Consider the following 16,374-nt stretch of genomic DNA (forward strand, 5'->3'; position numbering starts at 1 on the left):
TGCGGGCCGTTGAGGAAAGATCAATTATGTCGACGTTATTGAATCCCTATTTTGGTGAATTTGGCGGCCAGTACGTTCCGCAAATCCTGATGCCGGCTCTGCGCCAGCTGGAAGCTGCTTTTGTTGAAGCGCAGCGCGATCCTGAGTTTCAGCAGGAGTTTACCGATCTGCTGAAAAATTACGCTGGTCGTCCGACGGCGCTGACCCTGTGCCGTAATCTGACTCAGGGGACGAAAACCCGCCTCTATCTGAAGCGCGAAGATCTGCTGCATGGCGGCGCGCATAAAACCAATCAGGTACTGGGTCAGGCGCTGCTGGCAAAGCGAATGGGGAAAAATGAGATCATTGCGGAAACCGGCGCCGGCCAGCATGGTGTCGCCTCCGCGCTCGCCTGCGCGCTGCTCGGCATGAAGTGCCGTATTTATATGGGGGCGAAAGATGTTGAGCGTCAGTCTCCCAATGTGTTCCGGATGCGGTTGATGGGCGCGGAAGTGATCCCGGTTCACAGCGGCTCAGCTACGCTGAAAGATGCCTGTAACGAGGCGCTGCGCGACTGGTCAGGCAGCTATGAAACCGCACACTATATGCTGGGAACCGCAGCAGGTCCGCACCCCTTCCCAACCATCGTGCGCGAATTCCAGCGTATGATCGGCGAAGAGACCAAAGCGCAGATCCTCGAAGCGGAAGGCCGCCTGCCCGATGCCGTGCTGGCGTGCGTAGGCGGCGGCTCCAATGCGATTGGCATGTTTGCTGATTTCATTGAAGAGAGCAGCGTGGGCCTGATTGGTATTGAACCCGCTGGCCACGGTATTGAAAGCGGCGAGCACGGCGCGCCACTGAAGCACGGCCGGGTTGGTATCTATTTTGGTATGAAAGCGCCAATGATGCAGACCGAAGAGGGCCAGATTGAAGAGTCTTATTCTATCTCCGCCGGCCTCGACTTTCCGTCAGTTGGTCCGCAGCACGCGCATCTGAACAGCATCGGGCGCGCAGAGTATGTCTCCATTACCGATGATGAAGCGCTCGACGCGTTTAAAACGCTGTGCCGCGCAGAAGGGATTATTCCGGCCCTGGAATCGTCTCATGCGCTGGCCCATGCGCTGAAAATGATGCGGGCAAATCCGGAAAAAGAGCAGCTGCTGGTGGTTAACCTTTCCGGTCGCGGCGATAAAGATATTTTCACGGTTCACGATCTGCTTAAAGCGAAAGGAGAGATTTGATGGAGCGTTATAATCAGCTGTTTTCACGCCTGTCAGCGCGTCAGGAAGGCGCGTTTGTCCCTTTTGTTACGCTGGGCGATCCCTCTCCGGAGCTCTCACTGCAGATTATCGATACGCTGGTTGAAGGCGGCGCTGATGCGCTGGAGCTGGGGATCCCTTTCTCCGATCCGCTGGCAGATGGACCCACCATTCAGAGCGCCACGCTGCGGGCTTTTGCGGCCGGCACCACGGTGGCGCAATGCTTTGAAATGCTGCAGGTAGTGCGGCAGAAATACCCCGATCTGCCCATTGGTTTACTGATGTACGCTAATCTGGTGTTCAGCCGCGGCATCGATACGTTCTATGCGCAGTGTGCCGCCGCGGGCGTCGACTCGGTACTGGTCGCTGATGTGCCAGTTGAAGAGTCAGCCCCCTTCCGCCAGGCTGCGCTGCGTCACAACATTGCGCCGATTTTTATCTGCCCGCCTAATGCCAGCGATGACCTGCTGCGTGAACTGGCTCAGCATGGCCGCGGTTACACTTATCTGCTGTCGCGCGCAGGGGTGACCGGTGCTGAAAACCGCGCCAGTCAGCCGCTTCACCATCTGATTGATAAACTGCGTGAGTTTCAGGCGCCGCCTGCCCTGCAGGGGTTCGGCATCTCCGAGCCGGAGCAGGTACGTGAAGCGATTGCTGCAGGCGCAGCGGGAGCGATCTCCGGTTCCGCCATTGTACGCATCATTGAGAAAAATCAGCGCGACCCGGCAACGCTGCTGCGTGAGCTGAAAGCCTTTGTCAGCGGCCTGAAAGCGGCCACCCGCTAATCGCTGTGGCTCCGTCACTCCGACGGGGCCACACTCTTTTTTCCGCCACCCCCATCCTTTCTGCCTGAGCGCCAGCTTTTTTCACTTTTTCTCTGCCAGCAGGTTGCCGATTATTCAGGGCCGACCCACACTTAAATGCGCCGTTGCGTTACGGTGTGAATCCATCTATGACAGGGAGATAACCAAATGAAATTGTTCAAGGTCGTTGCGGGAATTTTTATGGCTGCATTTGTGGCACTGACACTGAGCGCCTGTGCGCCAACGCCAACCAAAGAAGGCACCGGCGGTTATATTGATGACACCGTCATCACCACGAAAGTAAAAGCGCAGCTGCTGAATGATGAAGCGCTGAAATCTACAGAAATCAATGTTGAAACGTTCAAAGGTAAGGTTCAGCTGAGCGGGTTTGTCAGCTCGCCACAGATGGCTAACCGCGCCGTTTCCGTTACGCGCAGCGTGGCAGGCGTGAAGTCTGTTGTTAATAATATGCAGATCAAGTAATACCAAAAGGGCGGCCGGCAGGTCGCCCTTCTTCTGCCTCAGAAGCGATAGCCTGCACCAAAGAAAAAGACAAACGGATCGATACGCGTATTAATATTCTGCTGTACGCCCTGATGTCTGAATTTCACTTCAGTATCAATATCCATGTACCACAGCGAAGCGTTCAGCATCCAGTCACGGTTAATCTGATAATCGAGCCCCACCTGACCCGCAATGCCCCAGGAGTCTTTAACGCTCAAATCGCTGAGCTGTGCATCCCTGGCGGTCTGATTCAGCTTTGCGTCAAAAAAGGTGGTGTAATTGATGCCAACGCCTGCATAAGGGCGTACCGCGCTGTTACTGTCGAGGAAATAGTATTGCGCCATCAGCGTGGGCGGCAGCTGACGCACCGTGGCCAGGTTACCGGTCGGACCAAGACCGACTTTATGACGAAACGGCGTGGCAGCCAGCAGCTCAATTCCGATATGGTCGGTTGCCATCCAGGTGAATGTCAGCCCCAGCTGCGTATCATTATCGACGCTGAATTCACCCATGTTCAGCACATTATCTGACCCCTCTGTCGGACGGACCGTTGCCGTACCGGCGCGCATAAAAAAGTCACCCGCCTGATGAGCCAGCGCCAGCTGTGGTATCGCCATCGCCAGGAACAGTGCGCATTTTGCCAGTTTCATCATCACTCCTTTGCCTGAATTAAAAATTTTCGCGGCACAGATGTAACGGTTTTCAGCGCAGATTTCATTAACTGGCTGGCAGAATAAATGCTTAGTTAACAATGAATTGACACAGATCAAATTTGCCAGCGCGAAAAAAGATCAAAAACAGGTTGCTGAAGTTTCATAACGTGATTACTTTGCTGATCCCGAGTGATTTTGGTTCGATGCCTCAGGAGTGGCGGGCGATCAGATGAGCGATATAACTAACCCTTGTATGACCTGTGGCGCCTGCTGCGCCTATTTTCGCGTTTCCTTTTACTGGGCTGAAGCCGATGATGCCGGTGGCGCAGTGCCAGCCGAACTCACCGAGCCGCTAAACCTGCTGATGCGCAATATGCGCGGCACCAGCGATCGCACGCCGCGCTGCGTTGCTCTGCAGGGCGAGCCCGGTAGCTGCGTCTCCTGCGGTATCTATGAGCAGCGCCCCTCTCCCTGCCGTGAATTTGCGATGTCCGGGGAAAATGGCGTCGTTAACGAAGCCTGCGACCGTGCCCGCGCCCGCCATGGATTACCTGCCCTTTTTCACCCTTCTTTACCTGACATGGCTGCAATAGCTGACAATCCCTTTATTCATGCTGATTCAGGGGTGTGAAAATTGAAAATGAAAATATTATGTACACACATGTGTACAAACTAATTTTTACTCTATAAATCTTCCTTACCTCTCATCCAGCTGGAATTAGTTTCCAGCTGGATGCCGCGCTGCCTGATAAAAATTAATCACATCGACAGTTTTTTGAGCGCAATTGCCTGCCAGTAAACGGAAATTTCAGAATTACACTTCTCATTATTTGAACTGTATAAAATCACAGTATATAAATAAGCTGTATATCCATCCACTACCTATAATTGGTAGTGCCATTTTTTCAGTAAGCAAGGAGGTGTATATGATCGTAGAAGTAAGCATTGGAAGGGATAAAGCAGGGAAAATGCCTGAAGGGTCTATGGATGCACTGCGGGAAGAGCTCACACGGCGTCTTAGCCGCAGTTACAGTGAATTAAGGGTAGTAGTTAAGACAGCGAGCAATGATGGCTTATCAGTGTTGCGGGCGCGAGATAAAGATGCCGATCGTGAGCGGGTATCTGAGGTTCTGCAGGAAACATGGGAATCGGCTGACGAGTGGTTTATGTAATTCTGTAAATGCCGGCTAGCGCAGAATTAATTTTTAAATTCTGCGCCAGCCAAAGAGCGCTTAAAGGCTCAGCTTTTAAATTGTTGGTCTGCCATCATCGTAAACGTGCCGCACCTCGCATGTCACCTTTCCCAGTACGATGACATCATTCAGCGGCTCACCCTCTATCACTTCACCCTCTTCTGTCACCAGGCTGTTGCGGTACATCTTGCCCAGCCCTGAATAACCATTCCACTGATAAGCAATCCTGTTGCCGGGTTTTACCTTCGCGGCTGAATCAACCAGCAGGAAGCCATCTGGTATATCGACACGAAATGTCGTGGCCGGATTTGGAATGAATACTGAGTTGAGGCTGAGCCGCGGCTCTATATAGTCCTGCGCCGGTGAAGGGAATCCCATCAGAGGCCACCGTTAGGGTTGAACCGGAACCACGTCATGTTCTCACCCTCCTGCGTTGAGACGTCGCGAAAGGTGGTTGTGTGACTCCGTATCCAGTCGTTGGCTGCTTTGAGCGTGAAGTTCCAGTTAACGCGCTTCAGCTCCATCACAAAATCAGCAGTGGTGACGGTGCTGCGGCCTGATGGTTCGCGCTTAATAGAACTGATGAATGCTTCTTTAATCTGGTATTCGCGTGGCATTATAAAATCCTCCTCTGATAATAACTGTATATAGATACAGTAGTATCGATCGGTGGATCTGATCAAGATACGTCAGGCATATCTTTTGCGAAGCTGTTGCCTAGTATGGATATTTATTTGCTGCGGCTGGCGTGAATGGTTACTGTTTAAGCTCCCATCCCGCAGCCTGCTCAGATCGGCGCGGTACAGGATTGCCCCATCGTAAGGGATTTTCTTGACTGCCGCTTTAGGTAGATGGTAAGAAATGAATTGAGTTAGTTAACTGTGCACTTCATCAGAGCAACTTTGAAGAATATGCAATAAGTTAGACGTATAAAAGATAAACTTTTTACGTTCATAAATAATCTCAGCGTATCACTTTACTTTTCAAATAAATCAATCAAGGAACATCAACATGAAAGGATTCAAGATTCCCGAAATAAATGTTAAAGCATGGCTGTGGCTGGTTTTAATATTTTCATATTTCTATGTTTTTGGGTTCACAATTTTAGGACTTTTATCCAGCACGGAATTGATGTATGAAAAAGACAAGAAATTCTGGACCGCAATGCTTTTATTACTGAATTTTGCATACTGTAGCATTGCGCTAATCCATCTTTTCTGTTTTGACAGAAAGGGTAGACTCATTTCCGAGCCTAGACTATCTAGATATAGCAATTTGCTCTTATGCTTTTGCCCTTTTGTTGCGGCAGCATTTGATCCTTTAAAACCATTTCTAATAAACTCTCAAATTTTAAACGGCAAAGCCTATTTCACTACTGGGATTATATTAGCCTTTATAATATCTGCAGTAGCAAGCTGCATCATCGCATATGTAATATTAAAAAAAACTGACAAAAATCTTGAAGCCAAAAAATAGTCATGCAAACTGCTTTACATCGGTATTAATTGCCCCGTTGCCGGGGCTTTTTTAACTGCCTAACTCAAGCTCTGCCTTTTCGGCAGCTTCCAGCATGGCTTTCTGCTTCAGGTTAAACACTGAGTTTTCCGGCATATTCAGACGAACATCAATCCAGCTGTTAACCGGTACGTCGATAAGATCGCCTTTTACTACTTCAATATCCCCGTTGTCAGCATTTAACCTGTAGCGTCGCCTGTAGAGGCTTATTTTTAGCCCACCACTTTCTGTTTCTTCAGCTTCCACAATCCCTAAATCGCCTGAACCTTGAGGATCACGAGGCGGAAGAAGCTGCCATCCTTCTTTAGCCAATCCGGCAGAACCTGTAAGGACATAGACGCCAGCATCAAATCGCTTAATGCTGATACCTTCAGCCTCTGCATTCGCTGTTCCGCAGCCGCACCATACGAAACCTGTCTCATCGACATCACTGCGCTCTGTGACACCTTTGCATTGAACGATGCGCGCAACTGGTGATGCAGCCTTCAAAGTTCCATCTGATGCTTTCGTGGTATTTGATGAACTATAAATTACTCCGCCATAAGGCAGGTTTAGAGCGGTGGCACCATTCCCCCCACTGCCATAATATTTTATATACAAGTTCGTCTCATTGAGTACACCTATACGCCAGCCGTCGCTTCCACCATATTTTGTGAAATGCAGCCACGTATTTCCTCCTGACCCGCCGGGACCAAGCTGCAGTGGCTCATTACCGGCATTGCCAATGAAAACCTGAGAATTAAAATATGATGTGGTGTCATAAACGTTAACTCCACCCCGGAATACTGCAAGTCCAGAACTGCTAAAATCAACCCTTCCTGAAAACTGCCCCCCTGTTGTCTGCATAGCATTAACAATTCGTGTGTCATTGCCCTGAACTGCTGTGTTGGCAGTAGAACCGTACCGCGCAATGTTATTCCAGGCTGTAACCTTATCTGTCAAATCATCGAGGCTTTTAGCTTTATCCAGTTTATTGCTGAACTGATTTGCCATATATCCCCAGCTGGGTCCGGTAAAGGTAGTGCGGTCGGGGCGAGTAACAGTCACTGATTGTGCGTCACCATAGATTTTTTGCCAGTTCTGGAAATCCAGAATGCGGCCGCGAGCCACGGTGGCGAAGTCATTTAAAATCTTCTGCGTGATCGCAGCCTGCATAAGTGCTGGCGCAGCCACCCAGGCGAGGCCTGACGATGTTGGTCCGTCATAAGCGATGGCAAGTGTTACCTGTGTGTTCGAACCCACTGCAGAAGCCACCAGCGTATAAGGAGCGCCGCCGACCATCACATAGATAAAATCTCCCGCTTTCAGTTCTGATGTGAAACTGGTCCCACTACCGGTGACTGTGGCAGAGCCGTTTGTTAAAGCAATAGTGCCTGCTGGCATAGGTTTCTCCGGACAATAAAAAACCCGGCGCGCTGGCCGGGTAAGATTTAAGTTTTATGAAAGAACTATGTGTGAAACTGGTTAGCGGTAGGCGATGCAAAAAGCTGAGCAACCCAGGTACACCTTTGCCCGCTGCCCTGATTAAGCGCGCCTGCAAAAAATTGCACTGAAGATGAATTTGTGCCGATATCTATACTAAATGAATAAACGGTCATTTCGCCGCTGGACAACACAGGGTTACCCGCCGGATTGATCGTCTGCCCGGCAACAACCAAACGCGATTCTGTCTGATTGTTATTTCTAAAGCGCATCACGGTACCGGTCAGAGTCATCGGCACGTCGCCTTTACCTCTCGTCCCATCCCAGTAAACGGTATTTGAGGCGTTTGTGGTTGATTGCGCAAAGACGAAACTTTTACTCTGCATGAGTGGGCCGTTAATGCGTGAGGCATTAAGCGTTCCCAATATTGTGCAGTCTTCATTAATCAGAACATTGTTAAGCTCACCCTCGCTGGCGTAAATTTTCCCTCTTACGGTTGCACCGGAGAATTCGGCGCTGCCATTTTTATTTATGCTCCACCCTGTTCTACCGGGGGAATAGTTATTTGACTGGATGAAGTTGCCGATCATGGCGTTCTCAATCCAGCCATCTCCGATGAAAGCCTGATTAATCAGCACCTGACCGTTACGGATGATAAAAGGCGAGAACATGTTGTTACCGCTGCCGCTGGCAACCACAAACTGATTGGCGTTAACCGCAAAGCGCGTGATTACTTCGGAGCCGTTGATGGTTACAGCTACGGACATGCCGGCATCATAGTTTGTGCCGCCATATTTGATGCCCGCCTTCAGCGTGTAGATAGCGGACCCGCCATTAGCATCAGCATATGCCGTCATTTTTTCGGAGATAGCGGCTTCCTGCTCGTCAAACTTCGCAACCACATCGGTGCGCAGTTCTGCTACTGATTTCTCAGCGTCCGCCGCTACTTTTTGCGCCTGTAGGATGCCGGCGCTGTTTTCGCCAAAGTGTGCCCACTGCTGTTCTACATGGTCGTAGTTGGCAAGAATCTCCTCCGCTATCGCCTGAGGGTCAGTGATAAGGGGATCAAGCAGCGCCTGACCATCCTCTGACTCCATGAAGTCCTTAAAGCTGTCTTCAATGAGATCGTTGGCATTGACGTTGGTCATGCCTTCTGTAAATGCTGTCCAGTCACCTGAGTTGCCGATTTTGTCTACTAGACGTGCTCTGTACCAACGGTGAACGCCTGCAGGCATCGGCCCGTGCTGATAGCTGACGCCGGGGTAAGGCACGTATGCCAGAAACTGCGGATTCAGGCCGTCTGCTGTGGTCGCTACCTGAACTTCGGTATATGCCGTGTCGCCTGACCCCTCCGGAAATCCCCAGATGACATCGATAGCCCAGACGACATTTGTGGAAGCCAGCAGATTTACAGGCGTGCCGGGCTTGCCGGTTTTACCTGTCAGCGTCGTGGAGTCCGCGTACCCCCACGGGGAGGACACCTCAGCCGCATTCACAGCGCGCACGCGCACATCGTAAACGCCGGTGTAAATACCGTTTATGCTGAAGCCCTGCGCGCTGGTCTGGCTGACGTTTACCCAGTCGCCTTTGTCTTTGCGCCACTGCGCAACATAGCTGATTGCCCCCTGGACCCGATCCCATGTCACCTGCATAGAGGCAACTGACAGCCCCTGCTCAACGAAACTGACCTGAGAGATTTTGATATTCTGCGGCTCTTTGAGAACCTTGATCGGCGTGACCGTAATCGGTGCCGGCTCAATCCGGACGCCGTCATCAATGTACCGATACTTATTCGGATCGTGCTGCACACCAGCAACCGTAAAGGTGCCGTCGCCGTTTGCAGCAATAGAGGTGACCCGAAAGTACTGGATGGCAAGTTTATCGCTATCTATGGCCCACACAGCGCCTGTGTCAGGTGTGAGACGAAAAGCGGTAGCAACTGCCACTGTCTGCTTATCAGCGCTGACGGACGCGATTGTGCGCGTCTGCGCGGTGCCGTCCGGAAGGTTCATCACCAGCCGATCGCCCGGACCATAATCAACGGCTCTGTCCAGCCTGATGCTTTTACCACTGGCTGAGCTGATTCGCCCGCCGTTCTGTTTACCGCTGCGGAATGGGTCAGCTACCCCGATGATTTCAGCCGGGACCGGGATATAGCCATCGAGGCCTACGCCGAATGAAATCGTGCCATCTTTTGCGTTTGACAGTATCGCCCAGCGGCCGCGCCGGTGCGCCTCGCTCTGAGATGTGCAACCAATTGCTGTCAGCGTCATTTCGCGGACGTCATATCGCCTTACCAGCTCTGAATCGTAAACGCCCTCAACCGTATCTGAATAATGGTTGCGCGGATCGGACCACCCCACCTGGCATGAGGAATAACGGTTTTTGTAGCTGCCGCCGGCATAAGTAAAAAGGCCGTCGACCACGTTGGCAGCGTGATAAACAAAATCCACATCAACATTGCCGCTGGCGTCTACCTGCGGCACGTCAGCGTTAACAAAAATCTGGCTGTTGCCCCAGAAAGTGATGCCCCTGAATACCGCTGCGATATCTTTCAGAACGGTATAGGCGTCTTGCTGACTCTGGATAAACACGTTGCAGGTAAAGCGCGGCTCTTTGCCGCCCGCGCCGTTCGCTACCATCTCGTCGCAGTACTGCGCAATGCTGTACAGCTCCCATTTATCAATCATGGAAGCGTCGACGCGGTTGCCCATCCCGTAAATCTTATCCAGCACCAGGTCATAAAAAACCCATGCCGGGTTATTCGTGTAGGCGTATTTGAAGTCGCCCTGCCAGCTGCCGCTGTACGTGCGGTTGACGGGATCGTATGTCGTCGGCACACGCACCAGCTTGCCTTTCGGTTTGCAGGTAATCTTGGGGGCCTGACCGTTAAACTGGGAGGCATCGACTTCGATATAAAGCAGCGCGGTATTGGGATAACGCAGTTTGCTGTCGATCACTTCAGCAAACGAGAAAACCTTAAAGGCGTTCACCAGCTTTGCAGAGGTAGATTCAGCGGTCAGGCGGCGCACGCGGATTGACCAGCCCGTACTGGCTTTAGGCAGCTCTATACGATGATCGCGCTGGTATTCTGACGTTGTCTTGCCATTAAATCTGCCGTCAACAACCTGACGCCACGCCCCCCCATCTGTAGACAAATCGATAGCGTAGCGCGTCTCAGTCCCGATCATGTCGCCGTTATCTTTATAGGCGTACTGCGCAGGCAAACTCAGCTTAATACGTACCGCATCCAGCGTCAGGTTATTGTACTGACGCGTCCAGGGTGCGGCCTGCGTGACGGTAACACCCACGGCCAGCTCGTTATCAATTTCAGGCATTCCCTGAATGTAAGTCTGGTCCTGCGTGCCCTTGCGCCAGTCCCATACCACCCCTGTGAAATTATATGTGCCGTTATCATTGGCAAGCTGAGTATCATTCAGATAAATCTGCTGAGGCGTCAGATCGCCCTGAATTTCCCCTTCTGAGATAGCCAGCAGCAGTTTGAGCTTTGCGACTGAAAGCAGGTCATCCGCCTGTTCACCCGGCGTATGCGGTTTTCCGCCGCCGCCCTTCCACCCTGAAAAATAGTTATGTACAGATTCATGCATGGCGATATTAATCCATAAAAAGATAAAGTCTGGCGATTAACTGCCGATGATCGATTGCGATTAAATTCAGGAGAGAAACATGGAAAATAAGTTCACTACCGCTAACGATTTCAACGATGATGGTTTTTGGTCGAAAATTGTTAAATACGCAAAAAAGGCAGGGAGCGAAGTCGTAGAGAAAGCACTCTGGCTTTATTTCGCTGCACAAAGACCTGATACCCCGATTTGGGCTAAAACAACAATTTATGCTGCCCTTGCATATTTTGTTTTACCTATCGATGCAGTACCGGATGCAATACCTGTAGTTGGTTTTTCAGATGATTTGGGCGTGCTTGCAGGTTCATTGGCTGCTGTTTCGATGTATATCGATGACAATGTTAAAGCACAAGCAAGCGAAAAAATGTCTGCCTGGTTTGACTAATAATTACTGTTGATCACTGGTAAAGCTGCCAGCGCTGATAATGGCTCCGCCTATCTCACGCTGGCCGTACAGCACCGGCACCGGGTAACCCATTGCAACTGTGTTAACCGGTGCGCCAAAGGCATAGTTCGGCTTGTTGTCTGTACTGGACGATGCTCCAGGGTTATATTTGGGCTGCGGTGTCAGCATTTGTACCACGCCGCCCAGCATCATGCTGATACCCAGCCCTGTCAGCGCAGTAGTCACACCTGTAGCAGTAGATGCACTCAGGCCAATAGCCGTAAGAGATGCGCCAGCGGTAAAGTAAGCGGCCACCAGCGCAACGGCACCGATCACTATCTGCAGCATGCCGCCGCGCTTTGCTCCTTCCAGCACCGGCTCCATCTCAAATTCACTTTCAGAAGAGCACATATCGAACTCCTGAATGCCGATGTTTTCTTTGCCACTAAAAAAAGCGAAGCGCACGCCGCTGAGGTGCGCGTTAGAGACATATTTTTTAAAGCCAGGCACCTGAGAGCACATGGCCCGCAGCAGCTCGCGCAGGTCAGCAACATGAAACTGATGTACTCGCCCGAATTTTTTAGCCATCAGACCTTTCAGCCGCATTGTTTTAAGCATCGATCAGCTCCTTACGACGAACAATCCGCACGGTGCGATTGCGCCAATAATCCCCGTACGGTATCCGCGTTGAAAGATTGCCCTGGTTATGGTGAAGCATCAGGTTTTTGCCCAGATAAATTGCTGCGTGATTTGTTACCCGCGACTGGATACGCATCATAATCATGTCACCCTCACGCATATCATCCGGCTCAACTTCTGCAAAGCCCTCGGCCTGCCAGTTATCGTCATAGCGGTTCTCGCTGCCGTCCAGCCACCACTCATAATCTACTGACCAGTTATTGAGTGTGATCCCATGCTCCTGCCGGTAGTAGTCCATGATTAGTGTCCAGCAATCTGCATAGCCCAGCACCCACTGCCGTCCCACCAGTTCCCGGTCGCCGCGCGGGCTGATGGTACAGAAATCGCCGTCCGGCCATGACATGATTCCCCACTCAACGCCGGAGTAATCGCACAGCACCCGATCTCTTTCGGACGGTATGAGCTGCGGCACATCAGGGTGCGAATGAATCACCATCAGAATAGCGCCCTGCTTCTCAGCGGCCCGTTTTTCTTCCGGCGCTATCACAAACTGCTCGGCTGGTGACTCTGAAGTATTGGTACAGGGGATATATTTCTGGACTCGCCCGGACTGAACAACCAGTCCGCACGCTTCATTTGGATATTCAGCGGCCACGTGCTCACGTATCGCAGTCAAAAGCTTTTCACGCATATTATTTGCCCTGAAGGTTAGCCGCCGGGAATCCACCGAAAGAAAGCGGCTGTGTTTCGCCAAAACGCTGCTTACAGTCAGCCAGACGGCCGCCGCAAACATCTTTGGACGGATCAGTTGTTGGCGTGCCGTCTTTGGTAAAATATCGGTTTCCCGCGTAGTCGCATCCGGTGCCGGTGCGGTACCAGCCACGCATGCACCAGGTACATACCGGCGTAATTTGCCGGGATGGTAGCTGCAGGCTCTGGATGTCGAACGGGGAACACAGCTCAAATTCAACCACTGAACGGTTCTCAGCCGTTTTCGCGTTCACGTAAAAAAGCTGCACGCGCTCTTCCTGCGGGTTTGCGCTGGGGTTTCCTGCCGTCCAGTTTGCTGCATCCAGGTACTTTGCCATCGTGGTGTGAATCTTCACTTTGGCTTTAACCAGATCATCGAACTGCAGGCAAAGAGCGGCGACAAAGTTTCCCACATTGCTGACAGATAGTTTCGGGGTTGGCTGTGAGCCTGAGCTGGTCATCTCAAGCCCTGACAGCTCATAAGGATGCGGATCGTACTCCTTTCCCTGCCAGATAATTGATGGCAGGTTGTCCGCTGCAAATGATTCCCATCCCTCTGCCGAAATGTTGTAGGCATGAAAGCGGAGTACGGTATCCATGCCAAAATCAGTGCCATCCACCTCAATCAGCTGAACCAAGCTGCCCGGCTCCAGCTGCTGTATATCCTGCAAAAAACTCATATTTCACCCAATAAAAAAGGGCGCATATGCGCCCCTGTTATCTTGTGACATGTCACGGTGCAAAAGCCTGCTCGAGCGTAAAAGCAATTTCAACAAAATTACCGTTAACGAAGCTGGGCCGGATTGAATCAGCTTTGACGCGGTAGAGCTTACGCTCACCCCACGGATTAACCCACCAGCACGACGAGGTGACATGAGATTTCAAAAACGCCCTTACCTGTGCCATTTCATTTTTATTGCCGCTGCAGGATACCGGCCATGACTCACGTGCGCTGTTGATGCCGGTGCTGGCCACCTGTTTATAGCCGTCGCCAAACTGCGCCTCCAGCGTCGACACAGTCAGCTCTTCCGCTGCCCCCGTTCTGACGCACCAGCTAAATTCATCGATTGCCATGATCTATCCAAATTTAGTTATCGCAATTAGCCAGGCCGGTAAAGCACACCACCCGGAGACATTTGGCTTTTTGCCCAATCGTTAATGGTTTTTTCTATCATGCCCTGCAATTGCTTCGCTGCAGCTGTCGTATTCGCAGTGTTTGTTTCGCCAGCGCCACCACCAGCTATATTAACTGGCGCACTAACCGAGACCGTAAGCCCGCTGCTGCCACCACTGCTTCCTAAAGCGCGGACACCCAACGATCCATCAGCTGCACGCGTTAGCGGCATAATAGCTTCGGGCCCTGCCTCACCCATCAGTCCAGCTCCTTTTGCAAAAGCAAAAAGTGTTGGCGAACTTACAATGGAACCACTGTATTTACTGAGGTCGTGAGACTCGTAAACACCACCTTTCGCGTTCAGCGTTAGGTTGCTGTAAGCGCCATTATCGAACGCATTTCCGGCGGTTGAGGATGCCCCCCCGGTAGCGGCACTACCAAATGCTCCTCCCACAGAGCTGGCTATGCCGCTAACGAGGTTTGCAGCGGCCATCTGCAATCCCACTTTAGTGATCATGCCGAGAATAGATGTTGCCCAGTCTTTCCAGCTGGCTTTATTCCCCATTAACATATCAGCCACGTTATCCAGAGCGCTATCCATGCTACTACTGATAATATTTGCTGCTGAGGAGGAATAGTCTGAGGATGTATCAAGCCAGTCGGCCAGGCCATCACTGACACCACTCATCCAGTCAGACTGCATGGCGTCCATGCTTTTGTAATAGTCCTCCTGAATATTCAGGCGTTCAGACATGGCTGCTTTCAGCGCGCTGGTTTCGCGATCGTAAACAGCTTTTGATATGTCGCCTGATTGATACTGCGTTTGAAGAGCGCGCTGTTGATCGAGGTAATCGCGCTCTATATCCAGACGCTCTTTCATGCGCTGACGCGCCTTATCGCCAAGCCCAGCGCCCTGCACATCGATATTTAGTGACGACTGAGCGTTACTGTTCTGCGCCTGGAGATTAGCGACAAACGCGGCCACTTTAGCATTCTCTTCATTGGCCTTTTTCACTGCGTTAAGGCGGTCAACTTCCGATGCCAGCAGTTCAAGACGCTTTTTCTGCGTATCGTTGAGACCCTGTAATTTGCCATCAGCAATATCAAACTGCAGTTTTTGCTGCTCGGTCACTACATTGGTTTTTTTTCCGGTAGTATCAATAAGCTCAATCTGGCGCATGTAATTGCGCTCAACAGCTTTGAAAGCTGAATCCAGTTTTGCAGCGGCTGTATCTTTTTTCGGCTTTGGGGGTTTACCGTTGGTCTCACCTTCTCCCAAATCGAAGCCCAGAAGCGATGATGCTGTATCACTGTTGACTGTGGGCGGAATGGCTAATTCCTTTTTACTCTTCTTAAGCTCTGCAAGCCGGTTATTTAAGCCTGCAATTTCATCAGAAACAGATTTCAGGCTATCTTCTTTCCCCAAAATCCAGCCGACGAATGTTTGGCTTCCGCCGTACATTCCATCAGACCTGCCGCTCAAAGTGCTATTGAGGTAGTCGATACGCGCCTGTACCTGGTCAGGATTATTCAAATCCACCTTATTTCCAAGCGCTGCCATGCGGTTTCCAGACGATGCGGCGAGCTTTCCTGCTCCTGCTGCAGCTTTTATAAGCCAACCGGCAAGCTGCGCCACCTCACTTACAAGGTTTGCAATCCCCTGTAACACCTTAGGGTCTGTCAGCACCTCTTTTATATCTGATAGCGAATTATTTAATGGGCTCAGGTCAACATGTGCAAGGCCCGCAGCTATCTCCATTTTGAGGCCTTGTACCTGATCCTCCATATCCTGAAAAAGGTCATTTACTTTAATCAGGTCATCAATTGATTGCTGGTCAGGCGCAATGCCGTAATCTTTTGCCTGCTGTATAAACTCTTTGAGCTTCGCGTTATTGTTATCAAAAAGCGGCAGGAGCTTTGAAAGGTCATTCCCTAAACTTTCAAGGATTGTTATTTTCCCGGCATTAGTGCTTATTTTTGATAATGCTTCGCCAATTGCCAGCATTTGCTTATCAGGGGACGCTTTTGAAAGCTTTTCCGCTGACAGGCCGAGCGCATCCAGAGCATCTACAGCGTCACCAGATTTATTAAGGATGGCATCACCGATTTTGTCGCTGAGGTCCTTAAATATATCGGCCATGTTATCACCGGCCACCCCGGCATTTTCAGCAGCATACTGCCAAGCAAGCAGTTCTTGTGTTGAAATTTTAAGTGAACGCGCCCACTGGTCTACAGCATTGATTTGCTCAGATGTTGATTTCAGCAATGCAAATCCTGCAGTCCCTGCAGTGATAGCTGCAGCCTGCATGGCTATCCCAACTGATGCAATAGATGCAGATATGGCAGCCGTATCCTCTCTAACCTGTCGGGACCAATCTGCAGAAGCCCTTTCAGCTCGGTCCATACCAGAAACGAAGCCACCCACTTTTGCAATCAGGTCTATCGTTAGAGTGCCAAGTGAACGAGATGCCATAAATTCTCCGCAATAAAAAACCCCGCTATGCGGGGTCTGTG

At 51.0% G+C, this 16,374-nt stretch carries 17 protein-coding genes; 7 read left to right on the forward strand and 10 right to left on the reverse strand.

Features of this window, described 5'->3' with window-relative positions; genetic code table 11:
* Nucleotides 1-26 precede the first annotated feature (26 nt).
* The 3 genes from trpB (at nt 27) to C1Y41_RS05635 (ending at nt 2,524) form a co-directional block, all read left to right on the forward strand.
* Complete coding sequence (gene trpB, locus C1Y41_RS05625; protein ID WP_039384608.1) at nt 27-1,220, forward strand: tryptophan synthase subunit beta; 1,194 nt, start codon at nt 27-29, stop codon at nt 1,218-1,220.
* Nucleotides 1,220-2,023, forward strand: a complete 804-nt coding sequence (gene trpA / locus C1Y41_RS05630; RefSeq protein ID WP_039384612.1) for a tryptophan synthase subunit alpha — start codon at nt 1,220-1,222, stop codon at nt 2,021-2,023. Before trpB ends, trpA begins: the two co-directional genes overlap by 1 nt.
* Nucleotides 2,024-2,209: 186 nt before the next feature.
* Nucleotides 2,210-2,524, forward strand: coding sequence for a BON domain-containing protein (locus C1Y41_RS05635; RefSeq protein ID WP_039384615.1), 315 nt, complete (start codon nt 2,210-2,212; stop codon nt 2,522-2,524).
* 38 nt (nt 2,525-2,562) lie between these two features.
* Here C1Y41_RS05635 and ompW read toward each other — a convergent pair whose 3' ends face one another.
* Nucleotides 2,563-3,195, reverse strand: a complete 633-nt coding sequence (gene ompW / locus C1Y41_RS05640) for an outer membrane protein OmpW (RefSeq protein WP_039384618.1) — start codon at nt 3,193-3,195, stop codon at nt 2,563-2,565.
* Nucleotides 3,196-3,427: 232 nt separating this feature from the next.
* Here ompW and C1Y41_RS05645 point away from each other — a divergent pair, with 232 nt between their 5' ends.
* Together C1Y41_RS05645 and C1Y41_RS05650 are read left to right on the forward strand one after the other, a co-directional pair.
* Nucleotides 3,428-3,829, forward strand: a complete 402-nt coding sequence (locus tag C1Y41_RS05645; protein ID WP_104085019.1) for a YkgJ family cysteine cluster protein — start codon at nt 3,428-3,430, stop codon at nt 3,827-3,829.
* A 295-nt stretch (nt 3,830-4,124) separates the two neighbouring features.
* Entirely contained in the window at nt 4,125-4,370 is a 246-nt protein-coding gene (locus C1Y41_RS05650; RefSeq protein ID WP_104085020.1) for a DinI-like family protein, read from the forward strand.
* Nucleotides 4,371-4,445: 75 nt separating this feature from the next.
* On the opposite strand, the gene C1Y41_RS05655 is transcribed toward C1Y41_RS05650, so the two are convergent.
* Nucleotides 4,446-4,769, reverse strand: a complete 324-nt coding sequence (locus C1Y41_RS05655; protein ID WP_104085021.1) for a phage repressor protein — start codon at nt 4,767-4,769, stop codon at nt 4,446-4,448.
* Complete coding sequence (locus C1Y41_RS05660; protein ID WP_199181674.1) at nt 4,769-5,008, reverse strand: DNA polymerase V; 240 nt, start codon at nt 5,006-5,008, stop codon at nt 4,769-4,771. The genes C1Y41_RS05655 and C1Y41_RS05660 overlap by 1 nt, the downstream gene beginning before the upstream one ends.
* A gap of 394 nt (nt 5,009-5,402) precedes the next feature.
* Here C1Y41_RS05660 and C1Y41_RS05665 point away from each other — a divergent pair, with 394 nt between their 5' ends.
* Nucleotides 5,403-5,867, forward strand: a complete 465-nt coding sequence (locus C1Y41_RS05665; protein ID WP_104085022.1) for a hypothetical protein — start codon at nt 5,403-5,405, stop codon at nt 5,865-5,867.
* Nucleotides 5,868-5,918: 51 nt separating this feature from the next.
* Here the strand turns inward: C1Y41_RS05665 and C1Y41_RS20170 are convergent, their stop codons facing one another.
* Nucleotides 5,919-7,289: a hypothetical protein gene (locus C1Y41_RS20170; protein ID WP_233207414.1), complete on the reverse strand. Its 1,371-nt coding sequence runs from the start codon at nt 7,287-7,289 to the stop codon at nt 5,919-5,921.
* Nucleotides 7,290-7,354: 65 nt separating this feature from the next.
* Nucleotides 7,355-10,936: a DUF1983 domain-containing protein gene (locus tag C1Y41_RS05675; RefSeq protein WP_104085023.1), complete on the reverse strand. Its 3,582-nt coding sequence runs from the start codon at nt 10,934-10,936 to the stop codon at nt 7,355-7,357.
* Nucleotides 10,937-11,015: 79 nt separating this feature from the next.
* On the opposite strand from C1Y41_RS05675, the gene C1Y41_RS05680 reads away from it, so the two are divergent.
* Nucleotides 11,016-11,357 (forward strand): YkvA family protein, encoded by a 342-nt coding sequence (locus C1Y41_RS05680; protein WP_104085024.1) that lies wholly within the window; start codon nt 11,016-11,018, stop codon nt 11,355-11,357.
* A gap of 3 nt (nt 11,358-11,360) precedes the next feature.
* Here the strand turns inward: C1Y41_RS05680 and C1Y41_RS05685 are convergent, their stop codons facing one another.
* Genes C1Y41_RS05685 through C1Y41_RS05705 form a run of 5 tightly spaced genes read right to left on the reverse strand, consistent with a single transcriptional unit; the run spans nt 11,361 to nt 16,333 of the window.
* A complete protein-coding gene (locus tag C1Y41_RS05685; protein WP_104085025.1) occupies nt 11,361-11,975 on the reverse strand; it encodes a tail assembly protein in 615 nt (204 codons plus the stop codon).
* Nucleotides 11,968-12,687: a C40 family peptidase gene (locus C1Y41_RS05690; protein WP_104085026.1), complete on the reverse strand. Its 720-nt coding sequence runs from the start codon at nt 12,685-12,687 to the stop codon at nt 11,968-11,970. The genes C1Y41_RS05685 and C1Y41_RS05690 overlap by 8 nt, the downstream gene beginning before the upstream one ends.
* A gap of 1 nt (nt 12,688) precedes the next feature.
* Nucleotides 12,689-13,426 (reverse strand): phage minor tail protein L, encoded by a 738-nt coding sequence (locus C1Y41_RS05695; RefSeq protein WP_104085027.1) that lies wholly within the window; start codon nt 13,424-13,426, stop codon nt 12,689-12,691.
* Between the two features lie 52 nt (nt 13,427-13,478).
* Nucleotides 13,479-13,820 (reverse strand): phage tail protein, encoded by a 342-nt coding sequence (locus C1Y41_RS05700; protein WP_104085028.1) that lies wholly within the window; start codon nt 13,818-13,820, stop codon nt 13,479-13,481.
* Nucleotides 13,821-13,846: 26 nt separating this feature from the next.
* Complete coding sequence (locus C1Y41_RS05705; RefSeq protein ID WP_104085029.1) at nt 13,847-16,333, reverse strand: phage tail tape measure protein; 2,487 nt, start codon at nt 16,331-16,333, stop codon at nt 13,847-13,849.
* Between the last annotated feature and the right edge of the window lie 41 nt (nt 16,334-16,374).

The sequence above is a fragment of the Pantoea sp. ICBG 1758 genome, from assembly GCF_002928325.1.
Taxonomy (GTDB): domain Bacteria; phylum Pseudomonadota; class Gammaproteobacteria; order Enterobacterales; family Enterobacteriaceae; genus Pantoea; species Pantoea eucrina.

What these genes read in the sequence shown, in the direction of transcription:
- trpB (WP_039384608.1), top strand. Translation starts at nt 27, where the DNA reads ATGTCGACGTTATTGAATCCCTATTTTGGTGAATTTGGCGGCCAGTAC.
- trpA (WP_039384612.1), top strand. Translation starts at nt 1,220, where the DNA reads ATGGAGCGTTATAATCAGCTGTTTTCACGCCTGTCAGCGCGTCAGGAA.
- C1Y41_RS05635 (WP_039384615.1), top strand. Translation starts at nt 2,210, where the DNA reads ATGAAATTGTTCAAGGTCGTTGCGGGAATTTTTATGGCTGCATTTGTG.
- ompW (WP_039384618.1), bottom strand. Translation starts at nt 3,195, where the DNA reads ATGAAACTGGCAAAATGCGCACTGTTCCTGGCGATGGCGATACCACAG.
- C1Y41_RS05645 (WP_104085019.1), top strand. Translation starts at nt 3,428, where the DNA reads ATGAGCGATATAACTAACCCTTGTATGACCTGTGGCGCCTGCTGCGCC.
- C1Y41_RS05650 (WP_104085020.1), top strand. Translation starts at nt 4,125, where the DNA reads ATGATCGTAGAAGTAAGCATTGGAAGGGATAAAGCAGGGAAAATGCCT.
- C1Y41_RS05655 (WP_104085021.1), bottom strand. Translation starts at nt 4,769, where the DNA reads ATGGGATTCCCTTCACCGGCGCAGGACTATATAGAGCCGCGGCTCAGC.
- C1Y41_RS05660 (WP_199181674.1), bottom strand. Translation starts at nt 5,008, where the DNA reads ATGCCACGCGAATACCAGATTAAAGAAGCATTCATCAGTTCTATTAAG.
- C1Y41_RS05665 (WP_104085022.1), top strand. Translation starts at nt 5,403, where the DNA reads ATGAAAGGATTCAAGATTCCCGAAATAAATGTTAAAGCATGGCTGTGG.
- C1Y41_RS20170 (WP_233207414.1), bottom strand. Translation starts at nt 7,289, where the DNA reads ATGCCAGCAGGCACTATTGCTTTAACAAACGGCTCTGCCACAGTCACC.
- C1Y41_RS05675 (WP_104085023.1), bottom strand. Translation starts at nt 10,936, where the DNA reads ATGCATGAATCTGTACATAACTATTTTTCAGGGTGGAAGGGCGGCGGC.
- C1Y41_RS05680 (WP_104085024.1), top strand. Translation starts at nt 11,016, where the DNA reads ATGGAAAATAAGTTCACTACCGCTAACGATTTCAACGATGATGGTTTT.
- C1Y41_RS05685 (WP_104085025.1), bottom strand. Translation starts at nt 11,975, where the DNA reads ATGCTTAAAACAATGCGGCTGAAAGGTCTGATGGCTAAAAAATTCGGG.
- C1Y41_RS05690 (WP_104085026.1), bottom strand. Translation starts at nt 12,687, where the DNA reads ATGCGTGAAAAGCTTTTGACTGCGATACGTGAGCACGTGGCCGCTGAA.
- C1Y41_RS05695 (WP_104085027.1), bottom strand. Translation starts at nt 13,426, where the DNA reads ATGAGTTTTTTGCAGGATATACAGCAGCTGGAGCCGGGCAGCTTGGTT.
- C1Y41_RS05700 (WP_104085028.1), bottom strand. Translation starts at nt 13,820, where the DNA reads ATGGCAATCGATGAATTTAGCTGGTGCGTCAGAACGGGGGCAGCGGAA.
- C1Y41_RS05705 (WP_104085029.1), bottom strand. Translation starts at nt 16,333, where the DNA reads ATGGCATCTCGTTCACTTGGCACTCTAACGATAGACCTGATTGCAAAA.